Below are 20,407 nucleotides of genomic sequence, written 5' to 3'. Positions count from 1 at the left end.
GCATGGTGAATGGGAATGTATGACGATCTGCAGCCGGACAAGGTGTCCGGCCCCCTTTCCAAACTGACGATAGCCGAAGCGCAGGTGCTCTCGGCGCTGGCTGGCCCCCATTTGCAGGTGCCGGCCGATTACCTGGCGTTCATCAGTGAGCTTGGATGGGGGGAAGTGGGTGAGTCGGCCTATATGTTGTACGAAGGCCTGCTGACGCCTGACCAGGTCTACGATGAAGACGGGGACAACGCCCTGGAAGGCATCCTGCTGTTCGGCGATGACCTGCAGGGTTACTGCTCAGGGTTCGACACGAACAATGGTTGGGTGGTTGTCGATATCGACCCGGTGAGCCGTGAGGCCCATCAGGTGGCGGACAGTTTTTCCGAGTACATTCGTGAAATGCTGAACGACTTGTAACCTTCGGGGCGCGCTGCGCAGAGCTATGGGCGGGCTCGTGGTTTTGATTGAACACGTGGCAACCTTGGTCAGTCCCACGCTGTGTACCTATCCGTCCACAGCAGGAGGCTTACCCCATGAGCACATACGACTGGGACCTAATCGAACGCTTGCTGCACGAAGTGCAGAACGGCGCCGGTCACAGTTTCACGCCACGCCCCTATGCCGAGCAGCATGCCGCCGCGCTGGCCGCCGATGGCGAGGCGCCGGGCGATCTGAACCAGCTCAAGGCCCAGGCCTGCGAGTACGAAAAGATCCTCTTGGAACGGGGTTTCATCGAGAGCCGGCCTGAAGCGGAAGGCGGCAACGGCGAGAATTTCGTCCTCAGTCCGCGTGGCTCGCGCCTGCTCAGCCTGATCGACAGCAGCATTCCGGGCTTCGAACACCCACGCCAGGTGCTCGATGAACAGGCTGATGCGCTGGACGAAGCCACCTTCGAGCACGTCTCGGCCAAGGCACAGATCGCTGGCGGATCAATTTAGACTGGCATCGCCGAGGCCGGTCCCCCGATAATCGGGATCCATTCTCACTGCCGAGCCTTGCCATGCCGTTCAACCCGCTGAGGGGCCGCCCATGACTGCGGTCCGCAAGAACCCCGACGCCTTCGCCTTCCAGGTCATGCTGGGGCTGTGCCTGATCTGGGGCTGCCAGCAGGTGCTGATCAAATCCGCTGCCGTGGATATCGCACCGGTCATGCAGGCGGCGTTTCGCAATGGTATCGCCGCGCTGCTGGTGGGGCTGCTGGTCTGCTGGCGGGGAGGCTGGAGCCAGGTGGGCAGCACCTGGCGTGCCGGGTTGCTGGCCGGCGCGCTGTTCGGCCTGGAGTTCCTGTTCATCGCCGAGGGGCTGAAGCTGACCTCGGCGGCGCATATGTCGGTGTTTCTCTACACCGCGCCTATCTTCACCGCCCTGGGGCTGCATTTCATGATGCCCAGTGAACGGCTGCGGCTGTTGCAGTGGCTGGGCATCCTGCTGGCCTTCGGGGGGATTGCCCTGGCCTTTGCTGGTGGCGTTTCCCTAGAGCACCTCGATGGACGCATGTTGCTGGGCGATGCCCTGGCGATCCTGGCAGGCCTGGCCTGGGGCGCGACCACGGTGGTGGTGCGCGGCTCGCGCCTGTCCGAGGCGCCGGCGACCCTGACCCTGTTCTACCAGCTGGCGGTGGGGTTTGTCGGGCTGGTGCTGATCGCCCTGGTGAGCGGGCAGATCGCCGATTTCTCGCTGACCCCGCTGGCGGTGGGCAGTGTGCTGTTCCAGGGGATCGTGGTGTCGTTCGTCAGTTACCTGACCTGGTTCTGGTTGCTGCGCAAATACCTGGCCTCGAACCTGGCGGTGTTTTCCTTCATCACGCCGCTGTTCGGGGTGACCTTCGGCGTGTTGCTGCTGGATGAGCCGTTGAGCTTGAACTTCGTGATCGGCGCGGTGATGGTATTGCTCGGGGTGGTCATGGTCAGCGCCGAGGCGTGGGTGCGGCAGCAGTTGCGCAAGCTGGTGGGATGAGAGGGTAGACGCGCCGGCCCCTGGCGCGCTCCACCACGTCCACGGCTTTTGCTACGTAGGCTGCATCTCCTGTCTCTAATGCGTCAGCCATGAACTGTGCGATGGTTTCCGGAGAAGCCAGATAGGCGGCAGCGTCGAATTCATGGAACGTTTCAGTCATTTTGCGTCCTCTGCGAGTGCTGGAGAATGTAGCCAATGAAACGTTGTCGAGAGAGGCACAAATGATTTCGATCTGTTGCTGAACTGAACCCACCATCACCCGGCTGTTCGGGCATTTGAGTGGCAATCCTGCAGGTAATGACCTCCTGTCACGGCCAGCACTCCGGCCACGGCCAACCCTGCCGCCGCCAACACCAATGCTGGCTGTAATCCACCACTGAAATGACTGCTTAACGCCGCCAGCAACGGCCCGCTCAACTGCCCCAGGGCAAAGCATGCGGTCAGCAACCCGGCATTGCGCTGTGTGGCATGGGGCGCCAGCTCTCGCGAGCGCTGCATCACCAGTTGCATGCAGGCCAGGAACGGTCCGCCGCACAGCAGCACGCCCAATGCCAGACCGATGCCGCCACCGAGCAGGCAGGCCAGTACGCCGAGCCCTTGCAGCCACAGGGTGGTGGTCAGCCAGGCAGAGGTCCGCCCCGGGCGGCGCAGGCTGACGATGGCCACGCCGAGCGCCGATGCCAATCCGAACGCGGGCCAGAACAGGTCGGCTTGCCACTGCCCATGGAACTGCTGGCTGGCCATCTGCGACAGGAAGGTGGCCGGCAGGATGTAGCCGATCCCGTAGAGCGAATAGACCACGCCCAGGCGTCCTATGCCGGTGCCGCGGCCTTGTTCGTTGACGGCCGCAGGCGTGGCGGCGGGCTCCAGCGCCCGTGGCAGCCACGGCAGCACCGCCAGCAGCATGACCAGCGCGGCGACGCCATAGACCAGCCACAGGGCGGCAGAATCCAGCCCCAGCAGGTGCGCACCCAGGGCCAGAACGCCCGTCACCGCGATGCCGACGCCGGGCCCGGCGAACACCAGCGCACCGAGGCGCTGGCGGCCATGGGCGCTGGCCAGTTGCTGGCTGAGGCTGGCGATCATCACCAGTACCCAGGCGCTGGCCACGCCGGTGCCGAAGCGCAGCAGCAGGTGGCTCCAGAAACCGTCGGCGGCCCACGAGGCCAGGGTCAGCAGCACGCACAGCCACAACCCCCCATGCAGGCGCAGGCGCACCTGGGCGGGCTGGCGGGCGAACATGGCGTCCACCGCGCCGAGGAAGTAGCCCAGGTAGTTGGCGGCGGCGACCAGGCCGCCAGCGGTCAGGTCGAACTGGCCCTCGGCGATCAGTCGGGGCAGTTGTGGCGTGAGGGAGAAGCGTCCGATGCCCATGGCCATCATCAGCGCCACGGCGCTGGCCAGCAATTGCACGAAGGGCGACATGGAAAGTCTCCTGCACGAAGGGATGCGATGGATGGCAGGGTAGGGTTCATTGACTTTCAATAAAATTGAATAATGATGATCAAGTTGTTCTGTTTTGGAGAATCTCATGGAGTTCAGCCAACTGCGCATCTTCCAGGCCGTGGCCGAGGAGGGCTCGGTGACCCGCGCCGCCGAGCGATTGCACCGGGTGCCGTCGAACCTGTCGACGCGCCTGCGCCAGCTCGAGGAGCAACTGGGGGTGGAGCTGTTCCTGCGCGAGCGCCAGCGCTTGCAGCTGTCGCCGGCCGGCAAGGTGCTGCTGGACTATGCACATAGGCTGACCAGCCTGCGCGACGAAGCGCTGGCCGCGGTGCAGGGCGGCCAGCCGGCGGGGGATTTCGTGCTGGGCACCATGTACAGCACGGCAGCCATTCATTTGCCGGCGCTGCTGGCGCGCTACCACCAGGCCTACCCGGCGGTGAACCTGCAAGTGCAGGCGGCGCCCAGTGCCGAGCTGCTGGAGGGGGTGCTCAGCCATCGGCTGGACGCGGCGCTGGTGGACGGCCCGCTCAACCTGGCAGGGCTCGATGGCGTGCCGTTGTGCGAGGAAACCCTGGTGCTGATCACCAGCCCCGAGCACCCGGTGGTACACAGTGCCAGGGATGTCGCCGGCAAGGCGGTGTTCACCTTCCGCCAGGGCTGCTCGTACCGCATGCGCCTGGAAGCCTGGTACGCCCATGCCCACACGCCCATGGGGCGGGTCATGGAGATCGAGTCGTACCAGAGCATGCTGGCCTGTGTGATCGCCGGGGCCGGCGTGGCGTTGATGGCGCAGTCCATGCTCGACAGCCTGCCGGGCCGCGAGCAGGTGCGGGCGCATCGGCTGCAGGCGCCGTTCGACCAAGCGATGACCTGGCTGATGTGGCGCCAGGGCAAACGCGGGGCGAATCTGCAGGCCTGGATCGACCTGCAACAAAGCGAAACGATTGACCGACCGTCGGAAGCTGCCATCAGCGCTTGATCCGGGTCAAAATCGCCCCTATGTGTAGGAACAGAGGCATGCGCAATACAGGACATAGGTCTATGATCTGTATGACGCATCGCAAGTTTGATTGACCGTGAGGCTGACCCGTCAAGGGGGCACTATGAACGAACGCATGTACAACTGGCTCCATGACCTCGCCGTCGCCCTGGGGCTGCTCCCGCCACCGCTGCAGCCGGTGCCGATCCCGACCGACGAAGAACAGCGCAAGCGCCAGCCGCGTCGGCGCTGACCCCTGACAAAAAGGCCGCCGCATCCTATCGATGCGGCGGCCTTTTGCGTTGTTGCCCCGGGATCTGGCCTCAGGCCAGGTTCACCGTCGCCACCGGCTTGCGCGAAGCCAGGCTGACCACCACGAAGCTCACCAGGCCGATGGCCAGGCTGTAGTAGATCGGCGAGTTGGCTTCCAGGCCGTCCTTGAACATGAACAGCAGCGCGGTACCGAAGCCCAGCGTCATGCTGGCGATGGCCCCGGCGGTGGTCGCGCGTTTCCAGAAGATCGCGCCGATCAGCGGGATCAGCATGCCGCCCACCAGCAGGTTGTAAGCCAGGGTCAGGGCGCTGATCACATCGTTCACTGCCAGGGCGATACCCAGCACCACCAGGCCGGTGAGCAGGGTGAACAGGCGGTTGATGCCCAGGCTCGACTGCTTGCCGCCGCGCAGCTTGGGCAGCAGGTCTTCGGTCAGGGTGGTCGAGGCGGCCAGCAGGCCCGCGCTGGCGGTGGACATCATCGCGGCCAGGGCGGCGGCCATCAGCAGGCCGCGGATGCCCTCGGGCAACTGGCCCTTGATCATCTCGGCGAAGGCGTTGTTCGGGTTGGCCAGGTCCGGCATCAGCACATGGGCGGCCATGCCGATCAGGGCGCAGGCCAAGCCGTACAGCACGCAGTAGATACCGGCGGTGGTGCCGGCGCGCTGGCAGACCTTCTCGTCACGGGCGGTGAACACGCGCTGCCAGATATCCTGGCCGATCAGGATGCCGAAGAAGTAGATCAGGAAGTAGGTGATGATGGTGTCCCAGCCGATGGTGGTCCAGCTGAAGCTGGCCGCCGGCAGCTTGGCCACCAGGGCGTCCCAGCCGCCGGCCTTGTACAGGCACACCGGCAGCAGGATGAACATCAGGCCAACGGTCTTGATGATGAACTGGACGATGTCGGTCAGGGTCAGCGACCACATGCCGCCGATGGTCGAGTACACCACCACCACGCCGCCGCCGAACAGCAGCGCCATCCAGAACGGCACGTCAAGCAGCACCTGCAGCACGGTGCCCATGGCCAGGGTCGAGGTCACCGCGATCATCAGCGCGTAGGCGAGCATGATCGCCGCGCTGGCCTGGCGGGCCATCGGGTTGTAGCGGCGCTCCAGTACCTGGGTGACGGTGAAGATCTTCAGGCGCAGCAGCGGCTTGGCCAGGAACAGGTTGAGGGCGATGATTCCCAGGCCCAGGGCGGCGCACAGCCAGAAGCCGGAAATGCCATGGACGTAGCCCAGGCGCACGGTGCCGACGGTGGAGGCGCCACCGAGCACGGTGGTGGCCATGGTGCCCATGTACAGGGTCGGGCCGAGGTTGCGCCCGGCCACCAGGTAGTCTTCGTGGGTCTTCGCGCGCCGCATGCCGTACCAGCCGAGGCCGAGCATGCCGGCGGCATAGATCAGTACAACGATGATGTCCAAGGCCATTGGGGGTCTCCCGATTATCTTTATTATGGCGAGATCGGCCGTCCGGACGCTGCAAGGCGCCCGGCGGTCCTGTCATGTGTTGGCGGGCCTCAATGGCCCTCCCGAATGGCTCCTGCCAGGGTCAAGCAATCGATTGCAGCGCCCCTGCAAACGGGCGGTATTCGGCGGTTAGCGGCGTACCACGCCAGGCAGCACGCAGAGCATTTCGAACAGCAGGTTGGCGCCCAGCAGCGAGGTGTTGCCGGTGGTGTCGTACGGTGGGGAGACTTCGACCAGGTCGCAGCCGATCAGGTCCAGGCCGTGGCAGCCGCGGATGATCTCCATCGCCTGGATGGTGGTCAAGCCGCCGATCTCCGGGGTACCGGTGCCTGGTGCCCAGGCCGGGTCGATGCCGTCGATGTCGAACGACAGGTACACCGGGCCGCCACCGACTTTCTCGCGCACTTCGGCCATCAGCGGCTCCAGCGACTTGTGCCAGCATTCTTCGGCCTGGACCACACGGAAGCCCTGGCGACGGCTCCAGTTGAAGTCGTCGGCGGTGTAGCCCTGGGCGCGCAGGCCGATCTGCACCACGCGGTCGCAATCGAGCAGGCCCTCTTCCACGGCGCGGCGGAAGGTGGTGCCATGGGCGATCTTCTCGCCGAACATATGGTCGTTGACGTCGGCGTGGGCGTCGATGTGCACCAGGCCGATCTTGCCGTGCTTCTTGTGCAGGGCACGCAGGATCGGCAGGGTGATGGTGTGGTCGCCACCGAGGGTCAGCGGGATGACATTGTGCTCGACGATTTCATCGTAGGCCTCTTCGATGATGCGCACGGCGTCCAGCAGGTTGAAGGTGTTGATCGCCACGTCACCGATGTCGGCCACCGACAGCGAGTCGAACGGGGCGGCGCCGGTTGCCATGTTGTACGGGCGGATCATCACCGATTCGGCGCGGATCTGCCGCGGGCCGAAACGGGTGCCCGAGCGCAGCGAGGTGCCGATGTCCAGGGGCACGCCGATGAACGCGGCGTCGAGCCCTTCGGCGCTCTGCAGGTGGGGGAGTCGGAGCATGGTGGCGATGCCGCCGAAACGCGGCATTTCGTTGCCGCCCAGTGGTTGGTGGAGAATCTTGTCCACGGTGGGCCTCATCAGTCGGTCGATTGTTCTGTTTGTTCGAACCTGTGCCGCCGCGCGCCTCGTTGCTCTGGTTGTGCTGGCGGGCAGGGACATTTCGCCGCAGTCTGCGCAAGGTAGTGCCCGGGAAGAATCGCTACCGACAAAAACTTACTTCAGGAATTTCTGAACTATCGGTGCGCGGCCGGGTTAGACTCAGGCCATTTCCAGCCCACGGACCCGTTGCCCCATGGCCTCATCGCTGCCCGACCTGAAACTGCTGCGCATCTTTGCCAGCGTGGTGCGTCACCAGGGCTTCGCCAACGCCCAGCGCGACCTCAACCTGTCGACCTCGGCCATCAGCACCTACATGAGCCAGCTGGAAAGCGCCCTGGGCATCGTGCTCTGCCACCGAGGCCGTGGCGGTTTCAGCCTGACCAGCAAGGGCGAGCTGTTTCATCAGGAGACCCTGCGCCTGCTGGGGGAACTGGATGGCTTCGAGCAGTATGCGGCGGCGCTCAAGGGCGAATTGCGCGGCACCCTCAACCTCGGGGTGATCGACTCCACCGTGGGCGACCGCGCCCTGCCGCTGGCGGAGGCCATCGGCGCCTATAGCCAGGAACACCCGGCGGTACACCTGCACCTGTCGGTGTCCAGCCCTTACGAACTGCAATTGGGCGTGCAGGACAACCGCCTGGACCTGGCCATCGGCGCGTTTTCATCGCGCATGAGTGGCCTGGTCTACCAGCCGTTGTACCGCGAGCAGCACTGGCTGTATTGCAGCAGCCGTCACGCGCTGTTCGGCGAGCGACGGATCCCGGAGCCGGTGATTACCCAACAGCGCATGGTCGGGCGTGGCTATTGGAGCCAGGCGGAGCTGGCCCGGCACGGTTTCAAGCACAGCGCCGCCACCGTGGAGAGCATGGAAGCGCAACTGATTCTGATTCTCTCCGGCGCCTACATTGGCTACCTGCCCGAGCACTACGCCCAGGCCTGGGTCGACAAGGGCGACCTGCGCGTGCTGTCGCCGGCGACCTTCGGCTACCAGGCGCCGTTTTCCCTGATCATCCGCCGTGGCCGGAGCCGGGAACCCTTGATCCAGACGTTCCGTGACCTGCTCAAGAGCCAGCTCAATGTGGGCTGATCCAGGTCGCTTTCAGCACATTCCGTCAGGTCGGGTAAATTTCCTACGAAAGTTGACCGCTCACGTGATGGCCTTCTGCTAAATATCTACTTGCTTTGATGATTTTCCCACTCATCTGGATAAGCAAGGGATCGCCAACGATGCGCATGAATTTGCCCGTCACCGAGCACGAAAGAACCTTTCCCCAAGACCAGCGGCTGATCTCCACCACCGACCTGAACAGTCGCATTACCTATTGCAACGACGCCTTCGTGGCCATCAGCGGTTTCACCTACGACGAACTGGTCGGCCAGCCGCACAATCTGGTGCGTCATCCTGACATGCCGCCGGCGGTCTTCGGGCATATGTGGGACACCATCAAGCAAGGCAAACCCTGGATGGGCGTGGTCAAGAACCGCGCCAAGAACGGCGACTTCTACTGGGTCAGCGCCTACGTCACGGCGGTCTACGAGAACGGTCGCATCAGCGGCTACGAGTCGGTGCGCTCGGTGCCGACCCGGGAGCAGATCCGCCGGGCCGAGAATTTGTATGCCCGCCTGCGGGCGGGGCGCTCGCCAGTGCCCCTGGCGGCGCGCCTCGGTTATGGCGTCGGTCATGGCTGGCCTTTGATTGGCGCAGGCTTGCTTTCAGCCGCCGCCTACCTGTGGCTGCCCCCCTACGCGGCACTGGGTGTGCTGATGGCCAGCCTGCTGGCGGCCTGGTACGTGGTCGAGCACCGGCAGAACCAGTCGATCCGACGCACCCTGCAAGAGCACCCCAAGGCCTTCACCAGCCCGCTGGTGGCGCTGACCTACAGCGACAACCCCGGGCTGCAGGGCCAGCTCGACCTGGCGATCATCAGCGAGGAGGCGCGCCTGCAGACTGCGCTGACCCGTCTGGTGGACGCCGGTGTCGGGGTCAAGTCACGGGCCGCGCAGTCCGCCGACCTGTCCGATGCCCAGGCGCAGATGCTCGACCGCCAGCGCAGCGAGACCGACCAGTCGGCCACCGCCATCGCGCAGATGGCGGCGACCATCCAGCAGGTCACCCATAACGTGCAGAGCACCGCCCATGCCGCCAGCGACGCCGACCAGCTGGCACAGCAGGGCAGCGACCTGGCGCAGCAGAGCCTGCGCGCCATGGGCAGCATGAGCGAGGCGGTGAGCGACATCGGCCAGGCGGTCAACGCCCTGGCCGAGCAGACGCAGTCGATCGGTAGCGTGGTGGATGTGATCACCTCGATTGCCGAGCAGACCAACCTGCTGGCGCTCAATGCCGCCATCGAGGCGGCGCGGGCCGGCGAGCAGGGCCGGGGTTTCGCCGTGGTGGCGGATGAAGTGCGCTCGCTGGCGCAGCGGACCCGCGCCTCGACCGAGGAGATCCACCACATCATCTCCACCCTGCGCTCCGGTGCCGACCGCGCGGTGGCCAGCGCCAGCCGCGGCCAACAGATCTCCAGCGACAGCGTGCACAGTGTCGAGGCGGTGCAGGCGGCGTTGTCGGGGATCGCCCAGGCGGTCAGTCGCATCACTGGCATGAGCCAACAGATGGCCACGGCGTCCGAGCAGCAGAGCCATGTCGCCGAGGACATCAACCAGCAGATCGTGCGCATCGCCCATTTGTGCGACGAAAGCGCGGGGCAGGCCAGGCAGGGGGCCGAGATCAGCCAGGACCTGGAGCGCATGGCGGAGTACCTGCACAGCCTGGCGGAGCGGTTCAACCGCTGAAGTTGGACTGTGTGAGCGGTGCGTGGGAGCGGGCTTGCCCCGCGATTGCGGTGCTGGCTTTATCGCGGGGCAAGCCCGCTCCCACGAATGCCTCGCAGCAACCCGGGGATGGCAGCCCTGTGGCAAACTACCCGCCCCAAGGAGCCCCCCATGCCCAGACCCCGCTGCGAGCGTTGTCAGCGCCCGCTCGCCCATTGCCTTTGCCCACTGATCCCGCACCTGGACAGCCGCACCCGCGTGGTCGTGCTGCAGCACCCCAGTGAAACCGCCCACGCCCTGAACACCGCACGCCTTGCGGTCCTTGGGCTGGTCAACGCCGAGCTGCGGATCGGCGAGGTGTTCGACGACCTGCACACGCTGCTGGCCACGCCGGGCTATCGACCCGCGTTGCTGTTCCCCGGTGATGAAGCCGAGGTTCTGCAAGGCTATGGTCAAGACGTCGACCTGCCGCTGATGCTGATCGTGCCGGATGGCACCTGGCGCAAGGCGCGCAAGATGCTGTACCTGAACCCGCAGCTCGAGGCGCTGCCGCGAGTGGCCCTGGGCAACGTCCCACCCTCGCGCTACCGGCTGCGCAAGGCACCGGAACCAGGGGCCTTGTCGACCCTGGAGGCGGTGGTGCAGGCGTTGAATGTGTTGGAGGCGCCGAGCGGCTTCGCTGCTTTGTTGAGGCCTTTCGAAGCGCTGATCGAGGGGCAGATCAGCGCGATGGGGCAGGAGACGTTCGAACGTAATCATGGCGAAAAGTGAGCACTACGCCGATCACCAGCACCCTGTTTTGGTTCACCGACAGGGGCGCGTTCGCCGGTGAGGCCCTGATCTGGGGCATGGCCGCCGCCTGCTGCGGCCCGTGCACACCTCGTCCCGCCTGAGGTGCCGTGTTTCCGGCACTGCTATTGCTAGGTCAACCATGCATCGATAACGGACAAGCATTGCGTGGTGAGGAACTGATTATGCCTCGGGCCTTTTTCAATGAGATGTACGATGCGGCGGGTGATTGCCGGCCTCATTATCAGGCGTTCGCACGCTGGCTGGCCGATACGCCGTTGGAGCTGCTCGAACAGCGGCGTCGCGAGGCGGACCTGCTGTTTCACCGGGCAGGCATCACGTTCACCTTGTACGGCGATGAGCAGGGTACCGAGCGGCTGATCCCCTTCGATATCATTCCGCGCAGCATCAAGGCCAGCGAGTGGCAGGTCGTGGAGCGTGGCTGCATCCAGCGGGTGCAGGCGTTGAACCTGTTCCTCGAGGACATCTACCACGACCAGCGGATCCTCAAGCAAGGCATCATCCCACCGGAGCAGGTACTGGCCAACGACGGTTACCAGGTGGCCATGCAGGGGCTGGACCTGCACCGAGGCATCTATGCGCACATCGCCGGTGTCGATCTGGTGCGCGATGGCGACGGCAGCTACTACGTCCTGGAAGACAACCTGCGCACACCGAGCGGCGTGAGCTACATGCTCGAAGATCGCAAGATGATGATGCGGCTGTTCCCGGAGCTGTTCGCCGCCCAGCGGGTGGCGCCCATCGACCACTATCCCAATCTGTTGCTGGACACCCTCAAGCGCTCAAGCCCGCTGGACAACCCCACCACCGTGGTGCTGACTCCGGGCCGCTTCAACAGTGCCTATTTCGAGCATGCCTTCCTGGCGCGGGAAATGGGTGTGGAACTGGTGGAGGGCGCTGACCTGTTCGTGCGTGACAACCGGGTGTTCATGCGTACCACGTCAGGCCCGCAGGCGGTCGATGTGATCTACCGCCGGCTGGACGATGCCTTCCTCGATCCGCTGACGTTCAATCCGGACTCGTTGCTGGGCGTGCCAGGACTGATCACGGCCTACCGGGCCGGCAACGTTGTGCTGGCCAACGCCGTGGGCACCGGAGTGGCTGACGACAAGTCGATCTACCCGTATGTCGACGACATGATCCGCTTCTACCTGAGCGAAGAGCCGATTCTCAAGAACGTGCCCACCTGGCAATGTCGCAAGCCTGCGGAGTTGTCCCATGTGCTGGCCAATCTGGCGGACCTGGTGGTCAAGGAAACCCAAGGGTCTGGTGGCTACGGCATGTTGGTCGGGCCGGCCGCCAGCACGGCGGAAATCGAAGCGTTCCGTGCCCGTATCAAGGCGCGACCCCATGCGTACATCGCACAGCCCACGCTGTGCCTATCCACTTGCCCGACCTTTGTCGAAAGTGGCATATCGCCCAGGCATATCGACCTGCGCCCCTTTGTGCTGTCAGGCAAGGAAACCCGCCTGGTGCCAGGTGGCCTGACCCGCGTGGCGCTGCGTGAAGGCTCGCTGGTGGTCAATTCTTCCCAGGGCGGCGGCACCAAGGACACCTGGGTGGTGGAGGACTGAATCATGCTTTCAAGAACGGCTGCCGACCTGTATTGGATGTCCCGTTACCTTGAGCGCGCGGAGAACCTCGCACGCATGCTCGAAGTCAGCTATTCGCTTTCGCTGATGCCGCAGGCGGGGCGTAGCGATGGCCGAGCCGAGCTGGCGATGTCGCTGCTGGCGGCGGGGACGCTGGACGATTATCACCGTCGCCATGGTGAACTCAACGTCGAGTACATGCTGCATTTTTTCGCCCTGGACGAACGCAATCCCGGCAGCATCTATTGTTGCCTGCGCGCGGCTCGCAGCAATGCGCATGCCGTGCGCGGGCGGATCACTGCTGACATGTGGGAGAACATCAACGCTACATGGCTCGAGATGCGCAACATCGCCGACAAGGGCCTGGCACGCTACGGCATCAACTCTTTCTGCGAATGGGTCAAGGAGCGTTCGCATCTGTTCCGCGGAGCCACCGCCGGCACCATCATGCGCAATGACGCCTATGGCTTCATCCGGCTGGGCACCTTCCTCGAACGGGCCGACAACACGCTGCGCCTGTTGGATGCGCGCTACGAAATGTTTGGTGAGGAGTCCGAGGAGGTCAGTGACAATTCGGCCCGTGGCTATTACCAGTGGAGTGCCTTGCTGCGGGCACTGTCCTCCTTCGAGGCGTTCAATGAAATCTACCGCACGGCTCCCGGTGCCGAGCAGGTGTCGGAGATGTTGTTGCTACGCGCGGACGTACCGCGTTCGCTGCATGCCTGTGTCGAGGAGCTGGCCCAGTTGCTGGCCGGCCTGCCGGGCGACAACGGGCGCCCGGCGCAACGCCTGGCGGCAGAGCTGAGTGCGCGGTTGCGCTTTACCGGTATCGAGGAAATTCTCGCGTCCGGATTGCATCAGTGGCTGAACCATCACATTGGCCAGATCAATCATCTGGGGCAGAGCGTTCACGATTCCTATCTGGAGGTAGTATGAGACTGTCCATTCGTCACGACACCACTTATCACTATTCCGACGATGTCTGCATGAGCATTCAGCTGCTGCGACTGACGCCCCAGAGCAGCGAGCGCCAGCGCGTCCTGCAATGGCAGCTGGAATTGCCGCGCCCGGTAGGCAGCCAACTTGACCCTTATGGCAACGTCCTGCACGTGCTGACGCTCGACGAACCCCATGGTGCGTTGATGCTGAGCGCCCACGGCGAGGTGGAGATCGACCAGACCCTGGAGGTGGAGCACGACTCTCGATCGGCCTTGCCCTTCCTGCGCTCGAGCAAGCTCAGCAACCCCGACGAGGCGTTGCGCGATTTCGCCGTGCGCCACTGTGGCGCTCGTCGTGATCGGACGGCGCTGATCGAGTTGATGAACGGATTGGCCGATCACATGGCCTACAGGCCCGGTTCGACGGCGGTCGATACCGTGGCCGCCGAGGCGTTCGCCAACCGCGCCGGAGTCTGCCAGGACCATACCCACGCTTTTCTCGCCTGTGCCCGCAGCCTGGGCGTGCCGGCGCGCTATGTGTCAGGTTACCTGTGCACCGAGGACGAGAACCATCTGGCCAGTCACGCCTGGGCCGAGGCCTGGCTTGACGATGGCTGGTACAGCTTCGATGTGACCAACCGCCTGGCTCGGCCCGAGCGCCACCTGAAACTGGCGGTGGGGCATGATTACCTGGACGCTTGCCCGGTACGCGGCATGCGCCGTGGCGGTGGGACCGAGTCGATGCAGGCACAGGTTCTGGTCAGCTCCAAGCCACAGCTTCAGCAGCAATAGCGACACTTCCTACCTCTGCATGAGTTAGCACCATGACGTACTGCGTTGCGATGCACCTGGCCGATGGGCTGGTGTTCATTTCGGATTCACGGACCAATGCGGGGATCGACCAGATATCGACGTTTCGCAAGCTGTTCGTTTTCAACCGCTCGGGCGAGCGTGTGATTGTGCTGCAGACCGCCGGCAACCTGGCCACGTCGCAATCAGTGGTGAGCCTGCTCCGTCAGCGCTGCAACCAGGACGGCGCGCACCTGTTGAACGTGCCGACGCTGTATGACGCCACGGCGCTGGTGGCCGAGACCATCCGCGAGGTGATCGCCCGCGACTGCACCAAACTGGCAGGCAAGGTCGACCTGAGCTGCTCGTTCCTGGTGGGCGGGCAGATCGCCGAGCAGCCCATGGGGGTGTACAACATCTATCCCCAGGGTAATTTCATCCAGGCCACGGAAGACACGCCGTTCATGCAACTGGGCGAGAGCAAGTACGGCAGGCCGATCCTTGATCGCAACCTGCTGTATCACACCCCCCTGGGCGAGGGATTGCGCTGTGGCCTGATCTCGTTCGATTCGACCATGCGCAGCAACCTGTCGGTGGGCATGCCACTGGATGTGCTGGTGTATCGCAAGGACAGCCTGGCTGCCAGCAACTGTCACCGGATCGGCACCCACGATCCCTATTTTCTGCGGATCCAGGCGCAGTGGGCCGATGGTCTGCGGGATCTGCTCGCCGCGTTGCCGGAGCCACCGGAGGTTTATATCCGCTGAGGGCGTTTATCGGGGATAGGGGCGCACCACCGATCCCGCTGTGCTGATATGCCTGTCTGAGCGGGCTTGTCCGTGAAGGCGCCTGGATAGGCATTCACCGCTCTCGCAACGCTTCGGTCCTGGCCTTGAGGACGGGTTTGAGCAGATAGTCCAGCACGCTCTTCTGCCCGGTGATGATATCCACCGTGGCCACCATCCCCGGAATGATCAGCAGCGGCTTGTTGTCCCCGCCCAGGTGGTTCTTGTCCGTGCGCACCTGGATCAGGTAGAACGCATTGCCCTTGTCGTCGGTGACGGTGTCCGCGCCGATCAGCTCCAGCTTGGCCTTGAGCCCGCCGTAGATGGTGTAGTCGTAGGCGCTGAACTTGACCATCGCGGTCTGCCCCGGGTGCAGGAACGCCACGTCCTGGGGCCTTACCTTGGCCTCGATCAGCAGGTTGTCCTCGATCGGCACGATCTCCACCAGGTCGCTGCCGGGCTGGACCACGCCGCCGATGGTGTTGACCTTCAGCAGCTTGACGATGCCGCGCACCGGCGACACCACGGTGGTGCGGTTGACCCGGTCGTCGATGGCGATGCTGGTGGCGGTGATCTTCGACAGCTCCGTGCGCTTGTCGTTGAGTTCCTTGGCGGCGTCGGAACGGAAGCTGGCGTCGGATTCCTGGATCTTGCTGCGGATCTCCGCGATCGCCGCTTCGGCGCGGGGAATGGCCAGGTTGGTGGCATTGAGCTGGCCGCGCGCCTCGACGCTGCGCTGCTTCAAGCGCAGGATTTCCACGGGGGATATGGCACCCTTGCTCACCAGTGGCGAGGACATGTCCAGTTCCTGTTGCAGCAGGCCGACCGCCGAGCGGTATTGATCGACCTTGGAGCGGAACTCGGCAAGCTCCTGGGTCTTTTGCCGCAATTGTTCGTTGAGGGTCTGCTTTTCGCTGGCCAAGCGGCGCTGGCGCGAGTCATACAGAGCGGCTTCGTCCTCGGCCACCTGCGGTGCCTTGGCGCGGACTTCGCTCGACAACACGAAGGGACGGCCTTCGGACTCGGCCGACAGGCGCTCGACCTGGGCGGTGAGCGCGTAGCGGTCGGCTTCACTCTCGCCCTTGTTCGACTTGAAGCGCGTGTCGTCCAGGCGCAGCAGGGTCGCGCCCTTGTCGACCATCTGCCCTTCACGCACGAAGATCTCGGTGACGATGCCGCCCTCAAGGTTCTGCACCACCTGCACCTTGCTAGACGGAATGGCCTTGCCCTCGCCGACGGTGACCTCGTCGAGCACCGCGAAATTGGCCCAGACCAGGGCTACCAACAGCAGGATCGCGGCCAGCCACACGGTCAGGCGCGACAGGCTGGGCGATTCCTGCAAGGTGGCACCGGCCAGCTCCGGCATGTAGTCGCGCTCGGCGCGCTTGTCGGCGCCCTGGAGGTAGCTGCGCACGCTGTGGCTGAGGGGCATGTTCTACCTCCGGTGCAGACCGAGGCCGTTGTGGAATCCCAGGTTGTTGGTTCACAGCGCCGCGCCGATACGGCCCTTGCGCAGCGCGTCGATGACCGCGTCCTTCGGCCCGTCGGCGACGATCTTGCCGTTGTCCAGCACCAGCAGCCGGTCCACCAGGCTGAGCATCGAGGTGCGGTGTGTGACCAGCAGCAGGGTTTTGCCCTGCACCCAGTTCAGCAGGCGCTGGCGCAGTTGCTCCTCGCTGCTGTTGTCCATGTGGCTGGTGGGTTCGTCGAGGATCAGGATCGGCGGCTCCAGCAGCAGGGCCCGGGCCAGCAGCACGGCCTGGCGTTGGCCGCCGGACAGCAGCTGGCCGCGCTCGCCCACCGGGCGGTCGAAGCCTTGCGGGTGCTGGCGGGCCAGTTCGCTGACCCCGGTCAGCTCGGCCACCTCGAGCATGCGCGCATCGCTGACGTGGCGGGCGCCGAGCGTGAGGTTGTCGCGCAGGCTGCCGGCCAGCAGGGGCAGGTCGTGGGCCACGTAGCCGACCTGGCTGCGCAGGTCGGCGATGTCCAGCTGGCGCAGGTCGAGGTTGTCCAGCAAAACCTGGCCATCTTCGGGGTGATGGAAGCCCATCAGCAGGCGGGTGAGGGTACTCTTGCCCGAGCCGCTGCGGCCGATGATACCGATGCGCTCGCCCGGCTTGAGTGTGACGCTGACATCATTGAGCGCCGGGGCCGTTTGCCCGGCATAGCGAAACGTGGCGTGGTTGATGCTGATGCCACCCTGCAGCGCGGTGTGTTCCAGGGCCTGGTGCTCGGCTTCGCGTTCCTGGGGCAGGCTCATCAGCGCGTCGGTGCTGCGCATGGTCAACTGCGCCTGCTGGTAGCGAGTGATCAGCCCGGCGATCTGGCCCAGCGGCGCGAGGACCCGGCTGCCGAGCATGTAGCTGGCCACCAGCGCGCCGACGCTGAGGTTGCCGGCGATGATGCTGTAGACCCCGGCGACGATGGTGGCCATGCCGCAGAATTGTTGGATGAAGAGCGTGCCGTTGCTGGCCAACGAGGACAGGTTGCGGGCATGGGCGTCGAGGCGGGCGATGGCGCCGTTGGTGTGCTCCCACTGGTACTGGCGTTCGCTTTCGGCGCCGCAGGCCTTGAGGGTTTCCAGTCCGCCGAGGGTCTCGATCAGCAGCGCCTGGCGCACCGCGCCGAGGCTCAGACTCTTCTGTACCGTGTCACGCAGGCGCACCTGGATGAACAGCGCCAGGCCCACGGCCAGCGGGAAGGCGATCAGCGGGATCACCACCAGCCAGCCACCGAGCAGGCCGATCACCAGCAGCATCAGCGCCACGAATGGCAGGTCGATGATGCTGGTCAGGGTGACCGCGGTGAGGAATTCACGCAGTCCCTGGAAGTCATGGATGCTCTGGGCGAAGCCGCCGATGGTGGCCGGCCGCGCCTTCATGCTCATGCCGGTAATGCGTTCGAACAAAGTGGCCGAGAGAATCAGGTCGGTCTTCTTGCCAGCCTGGTCCAGCAGGTGCGCACGAACCATGCGCAGCACCAGCTCGAAGGCTGTGCCGATGAACAGGCCGGCCACCAGCACCCAGAGGGTGGACAGCGCCTGGTTGGGCACCACGCGGTCGTAGGTCTGCATGACGAACAGCGGCACCATCAAACCCAGCAGGTTGATCAGCAGGCTGGCCAGCAGGGCATCGCCATACAGCCATCGGGAGTGGCGCACGGTGTCGCGGAACCAGGCGTTGACCCGCGGGATCAGTGGGGCGCGCACCTCTTCCAAGGTATGACGGGGACGGGCGAACAGGGCCTGGCCGCTGTAGGCTTCGGCCAAGGCATCGCGTTCGACCCACTGCTCGCCGCCTTCGGCTTCGCACGGCAGCAGCAGGCCCCGGCCGTTGTCCCCCCAGCGCTGCAGCACGGCGCTGCGGCCGTCGTTGAGGATCAGCAAGACCGGCAGGTTGAGTGCCGAGATGGCGTCCAGCTCACGCTGCAGAACCCGCGCCTGCAACCCCGCCCGCGCGGCGGCGCGGGGCAGCAGGGCCAGGGGCAGGCGCTGCGCGGCCAGCGGCAGGCCGCTGCACAGGCTGGCGCGGCTGGCAGGGCAGCCGTGCAACTTGCACAGGATCAACAGGCCATCGAGCAACGGATCATCAACATCCAGGCGCGGTTGCGCGCTTTGCATACTGGTCACGATGGCCTACTCCTGCCGCGGTGGACGGGAAACGGGCGCTGGCGAAAAATCTCTTGTCTCGTCAGAACCTAGCGCATGTCTGGCAGTTTCGCCTCGTTGCGTACTTCGGTCTTGGCGATGGCCTCGGGCGGCAGCGAGATGTGCTGCTTGCTCAGCAACTCACCCATGGTCGCCAGGACTCGGTACATGGAGAACTCTTCGGTGTAGCGCACTTCGGTATAGCGTCGGTTGGCGTTGTACAGCTCGTTCTCGCTATCGAGCACGTCGAGCAGGGTACGCTGGCCCAGGCCGAACTGGTCCTGGTAGGCGGCGCGTACGCGCTGGGTGGTTTCGGCGTACTCGCGGGCGCTCGGGGTCTGCTTGCGGGCGTTGTTCATCGCGTTCCAGGCCAGGCTGAGGTTTTCATTCAGCTCGCGCAGGGCGTTGTTGCGGATGTCCATCGCCTGGTTGATCTTGTGCGCGTCGGACTGCAGGCGGGCCTTGTCGCTGCCGCCGCGGAACAGGTTGTAGCTGAGCTCGACGCCGGCCTGCCAGTCGTTGTTGTCGTGGCCCTTCTGGCCGCCGATATTGTTGTTGGCGCCGGTGGCCAGCACCGCGTCCAGGCGCGGGTAGAAGGGCGACTTGGCCACTTCGTATTGCTGCTCGGCGGAGCGTACGTCAGCCTGGGCCGACTTCAGGTAGGGGTTGTTCTCCAGCATGCCCTGGCGGGCGTTGAGCAGGTCGGCCGGTACTTCGCCCTTGATCGTGACCGGTGTTTCCAGCTCGTCCGGCATGCGCCCGACTACGCTGTAGAAGTTGGCCTCGGCGTCGGCCAGGTCGACCTCGGCGGTGTCCAGGTTGTTCTCGGCCAGGGCGCGACGGGCGCGGGACTGGTCGAGGTCGGCGGTGCTGCCCACGCCACGCTCGCTGCGCAGGCCGATCTGGTCGTTGACCCGCAGGTGCGCCTGCAGGTTGTTCTTGGCCAGGGTCACCAGCTCGCGGCGCTTGAGCACTTCGAGGTAGACCTCGATGGCGCGCAGGGCGACGGTCTCGGCGGTGGCCTGGGTGTAGTAGGCGCGCGAGGTGGCCACCGCTTCGGTGCGGGCGACCTCGTTGGAGGTGTTGAAGCCGTCGAACAGCATCTGCCGCAGGCGCAGTTCGGACTGGGTGTAGTTGAGGGTTTCCTTGTTGTGGTTACGCGTGCCGTCGGGGTTGAAGCCGCGGGTGTTGGTGTTGTCCGAGCGTTGCCGGCCGTAGCCTGCGACCAGATCGACGGTTGGGTAGTACCCCCCGCGGGCGAACTTCACATCCTCGTCGGCCGACAGCCTGCTGTTGCGGCTGGCGCTGATCTCGGGATGCTGGTCCACGGCGTTCTGGACAGCCTCGGTGATCGACATCGCCTGACTGTTGGCACACGCCATGGCCAACAAAATCGCACTGGTGATGGGGGTTAAAGCGCGCATGGGGTACATCTCCCTGGTCTTGAATAATGTCCTGCTGTTCGCCAAAAAAATGACGAAAAATTAGAATCAAACCGTTTCAGGTTTGTAACAACAGAGCTAAGAACATTTATCGGGCGAGCTAAGAAGATTTTTTCATAAGATATATGCAAAAAAAAACTTATGCGGTCTAAGGAATCCGGGACATTGTTTCATTCAGGTGGTTACGGGAATTGGCTGGGACAGGCGATTTTCGGGCCTTTGTGAAAGTTCCAGATTTTTTGCAGCTAAGGAGACAGGGGAGGAAGGCGAAAGCGGAATTTGGCGACAAAAAAATGGCACTTGATAATGGCCATTCGCCCTCTTCGCTATCGCGGCAGTCGTCACAAGGAGCGTGGTTTCTCACGAACGTGACAGCAGCGATCCACCAGCCATGGCACTCGGAACG

At 64.4% G+C, this 20,407-nt stretch carries 18 protein-coding genes and 2 pseudogenes; 13 read left to right on the top strand and 7 right to left on the bottom strand.

Translation table 11 applies throughout. The features are described 5' to 3' along the window. Positions 1-15 precede the first annotated feature (15 nt). From AC25MA_RS17450 to AC25MA_RS17440, 3 genes are all read left to right on the top strand, one after another. Positions 16-408: an SMI1/KNR4 family protein gene (locus AC25MA_RS17450; protein ID WP_247283438.1), complete on the top strand. Its 393-nt coding sequence runs from the start codon at positions 16-18 to the stop codon at positions 406-408. 116 nt (positions 409-524) lie between these two features. After that, positions 525-929 (top strand): hypothetical protein, encoded by a 405-nt coding sequence (locus tag AC25MA_RS17445; RefSeq protein WP_028691123.1) that lies wholly within the window; start codon positions 525-527, stop codon positions 927-929. 91 nt (positions 930-1,020) lie between these two features. Beyond that, entirely contained in the window at positions 1,021-1,947 is a 927-nt protein-coding gene (locus tag AC25MA_RS17440) for a DMT family transporter (RefSeq protein WP_062360614.1), read from the top strand. A 16-nt stretch (positions 1,948-1,963) separates the two neighbouring features. On the opposite strand, the pseudogene AC25MA_RS17435 reads toward AC25MA_RS17440, so the two are convergent. Together AC25MA_RS17435 and AC25MA_RS17430 are read right to left on the bottom strand one after the other, a co-directional pair. Then, positions 1,964-2,107 (bottom strand): annotated as a pseudogene (locus AC25MA_RS17435) (helix-turn-helix domain-containing transcriptional regulator); the annotation flags it as partial. Positions 2,108-2,202: 95 nt separating this feature from the next. After that, positions 2,203-3,372 (bottom strand): MFS transporter, encoded by a 1,170-nt coding sequence (locus AC25MA_RS17430; protein WP_486972236.1) that lies wholly within the window; start codon positions 3,370-3,372, stop codon positions 2,203-2,205. Between the two features lie 106 nt (positions 3,373-3,478). Here AC25MA_RS17430 and ptrR point away from each other — a divergent pair, with 106 nt between their 5' ends. Together ptrR and AC25MA_RS17420 are read left to right on the top strand one after the other, a co-directional pair. Further along, positions 3,479-4,372, top strand: coding sequence for a putrescine utilization regulator PtrR (ptrR, locus tag AC25MA_RS17425; protein WP_028691120.1), 894 nt, complete (start codon positions 3,479-3,481; stop codon positions 4,370-4,372). A 124-nt stretch (positions 4,373-4,496) separates the two neighbouring features. Then, positions 4,497-4,625 carry a PA1414 family protein gene (locus tag AC25MA_RS17420; protein ID WP_256206021.1) on the top strand — a complete coding sequence of 43 codons (129 nt, stop codon included), beginning with the start codon at positions 4,497-4,499 and terminating at the stop codon, positions 4,623-4,625. Between the two features lie 70 nt (positions 4,626-4,695). Here AC25MA_RS17420 and AC25MA_RS17415 read toward each other — a convergent pair whose 3' ends face one another. Together AC25MA_RS17415 and speB are read right to left on the bottom strand one after the other, a co-directional pair. After that, positions 4,696-6,075 carry a sodium:solute symporter family protein gene (locus tag AC25MA_RS17415; RefSeq protein WP_088852703.1) on the bottom strand — a complete coding sequence of 460 codons (1,380 nt, stop codon included), beginning with the start codon at positions 6,073-6,075 and terminating at the stop codon, positions 4,696-4,698. A gap of 168 nt (positions 6,076-6,243) precedes the next feature. After that, positions 6,244-7,194, bottom strand: a complete 951-nt coding sequence (speB, locus tag AC25MA_RS17410) for an agmatinase (RefSeq protein ID WP_062574808.1) — start codon at positions 7,192-7,194, stop codon at positions 6,244-6,246. 226 nt (positions 7,195-7,420) lie between these two features. On the opposite strand from speB, the gene AC25MA_RS17405 reads away from it, so the two are divergent. The 8 genes and pseudogenes from AC25MA_RS17405 (at position 7,421) to AC25MA_RS17370 (ending at position 14,895) form a co-directional block, all read left to right on the top strand. After that, positions 7,421-8,314: a LysR family transcriptional regulator gene (locus AC25MA_RS17405; protein ID WP_028691117.1), complete on the top strand. Its 894-nt coding sequence runs from the start codon at positions 7,421-7,423 to the stop codon at positions 8,312-8,314. A gap of 98 nt (positions 8,315-8,412) precedes the next feature. Then, a pseudogene (locus tag AC25MA_RS17400) lies at positions 8,413-8,757 on the top strand (PAS domain-containing protein); the annotation flags it as partial. 234 nt (positions 8,758-8,991) lie between these two features. Beyond that, positions 8,992-10,020, top strand: coding sequence for a methyl-accepting chemotaxis protein (locus tag AC25MA_RS17395; RefSeq protein WP_371263157.1), 1,029 nt, complete (start codon positions 8,992-8,994; stop codon positions 10,018-10,020). 150 nt (positions 10,021-10,170) lie between these two features. Then, entirely contained in the window at positions 10,171-10,770 is a 600-nt protein-coding gene (locus tag AC25MA_RS17390; RefSeq protein WP_028691115.1) for a tRNA-uridine aminocarboxypropyltransferase, read from the top strand. Positions 10,771-10,973: 203 nt separating this feature from the next. After that, positions 10,974-12,383 (top strand): circularly permuted type 2 ATP-grasp protein, encoded by a 1,410-nt coding sequence (locus tag AC25MA_RS17385; RefSeq protein WP_028691114.1) that lies wholly within the window; start codon positions 10,974-10,976, stop codon positions 12,381-12,383. 3 nt (positions 12,384-12,386) lie between these two features. Continuing rightward, the gene (locus tag AC25MA_RS17380; RefSeq protein WP_028691113.1) at positions 12,387-13,337 is read left to right on the top strand and encodes an alpha-E domain-containing protein; all 951 of its coding nucleotides are present in this window, start codon (positions 12,387-12,389) and stop codon (positions 13,335-13,337) included. Beyond that, positions 13,334-14,131: a transglutaminase family protein gene (locus AC25MA_RS17375; protein WP_186596949.1), complete on the top strand. Its 798-nt coding sequence runs from the start codon at positions 13,334-13,336 to the stop codon at positions 14,129-14,131. The genes AC25MA_RS17380 and AC25MA_RS17375 overlap by 4 nt, the downstream gene beginning before the upstream one ends. 32 nt (positions 14,132-14,163) lie before the next feature. Beyond that, the gene (locus AC25MA_RS17370) at positions 14,164-14,895 is read left to right on the top strand and encodes a proteasome-type protease (RefSeq protein WP_062360629.1); all 732 of its coding nucleotides are present in this window, start codon (positions 14,164-14,166) and stop codon (positions 14,893-14,895) included. Positions 14,896-14,989: 94 nt separating this feature from the next. Here AC25MA_RS17370 and AC25MA_RS17365 read toward each other — a convergent pair whose 3' ends face one another. The 3 genes from AC25MA_RS17365 to AC25MA_RS17355 all read right to left on the bottom strand — a co-directional run bounded on the left by AC25MA_RS17365 (position 14,990) and on the right by AC25MA_RS17355 (position 19,983). Further along, positions 14,990-16,345: an HlyD family type I secretion periplasmic adaptor subunit gene (locus AC25MA_RS17365; protein ID WP_028691110.1), complete on the bottom strand. Its 1,356-nt coding sequence runs from the start codon at positions 16,343-16,345 to the stop codon at positions 14,990-14,992. Positions 16,346-16,396: 51 nt separating this feature from the next. After that, positions 16,397-18,532, bottom strand: a complete 2,136-nt coding sequence (locus AC25MA_RS17360) for a type I secretion system permease/ATPase (protein ID WP_145978846.1) — start codon at positions 18,530-18,532, stop codon at positions 16,397-16,399. Between the two features lie 77 nt (positions 18,533-18,609). Further along, the gene (locus tag AC25MA_RS17355) at positions 18,610-19,983 is read right to left on the bottom strand and encodes a TolC family outer membrane protein (RefSeq protein ID WP_028691108.1); all 1,374 of its coding nucleotides are present in this window, start codon (positions 19,981-19,983) and stop codon (positions 18,610-18,612) included. Positions 19,984-20,407 lie beyond the last annotated feature (424 nt).

Source organism: Pseudomonas sp. P65(2024) (assembly GCF_057480955.1).
This window is presented reverse-complemented; position numbering and strand designations above follow the sequence as displayed.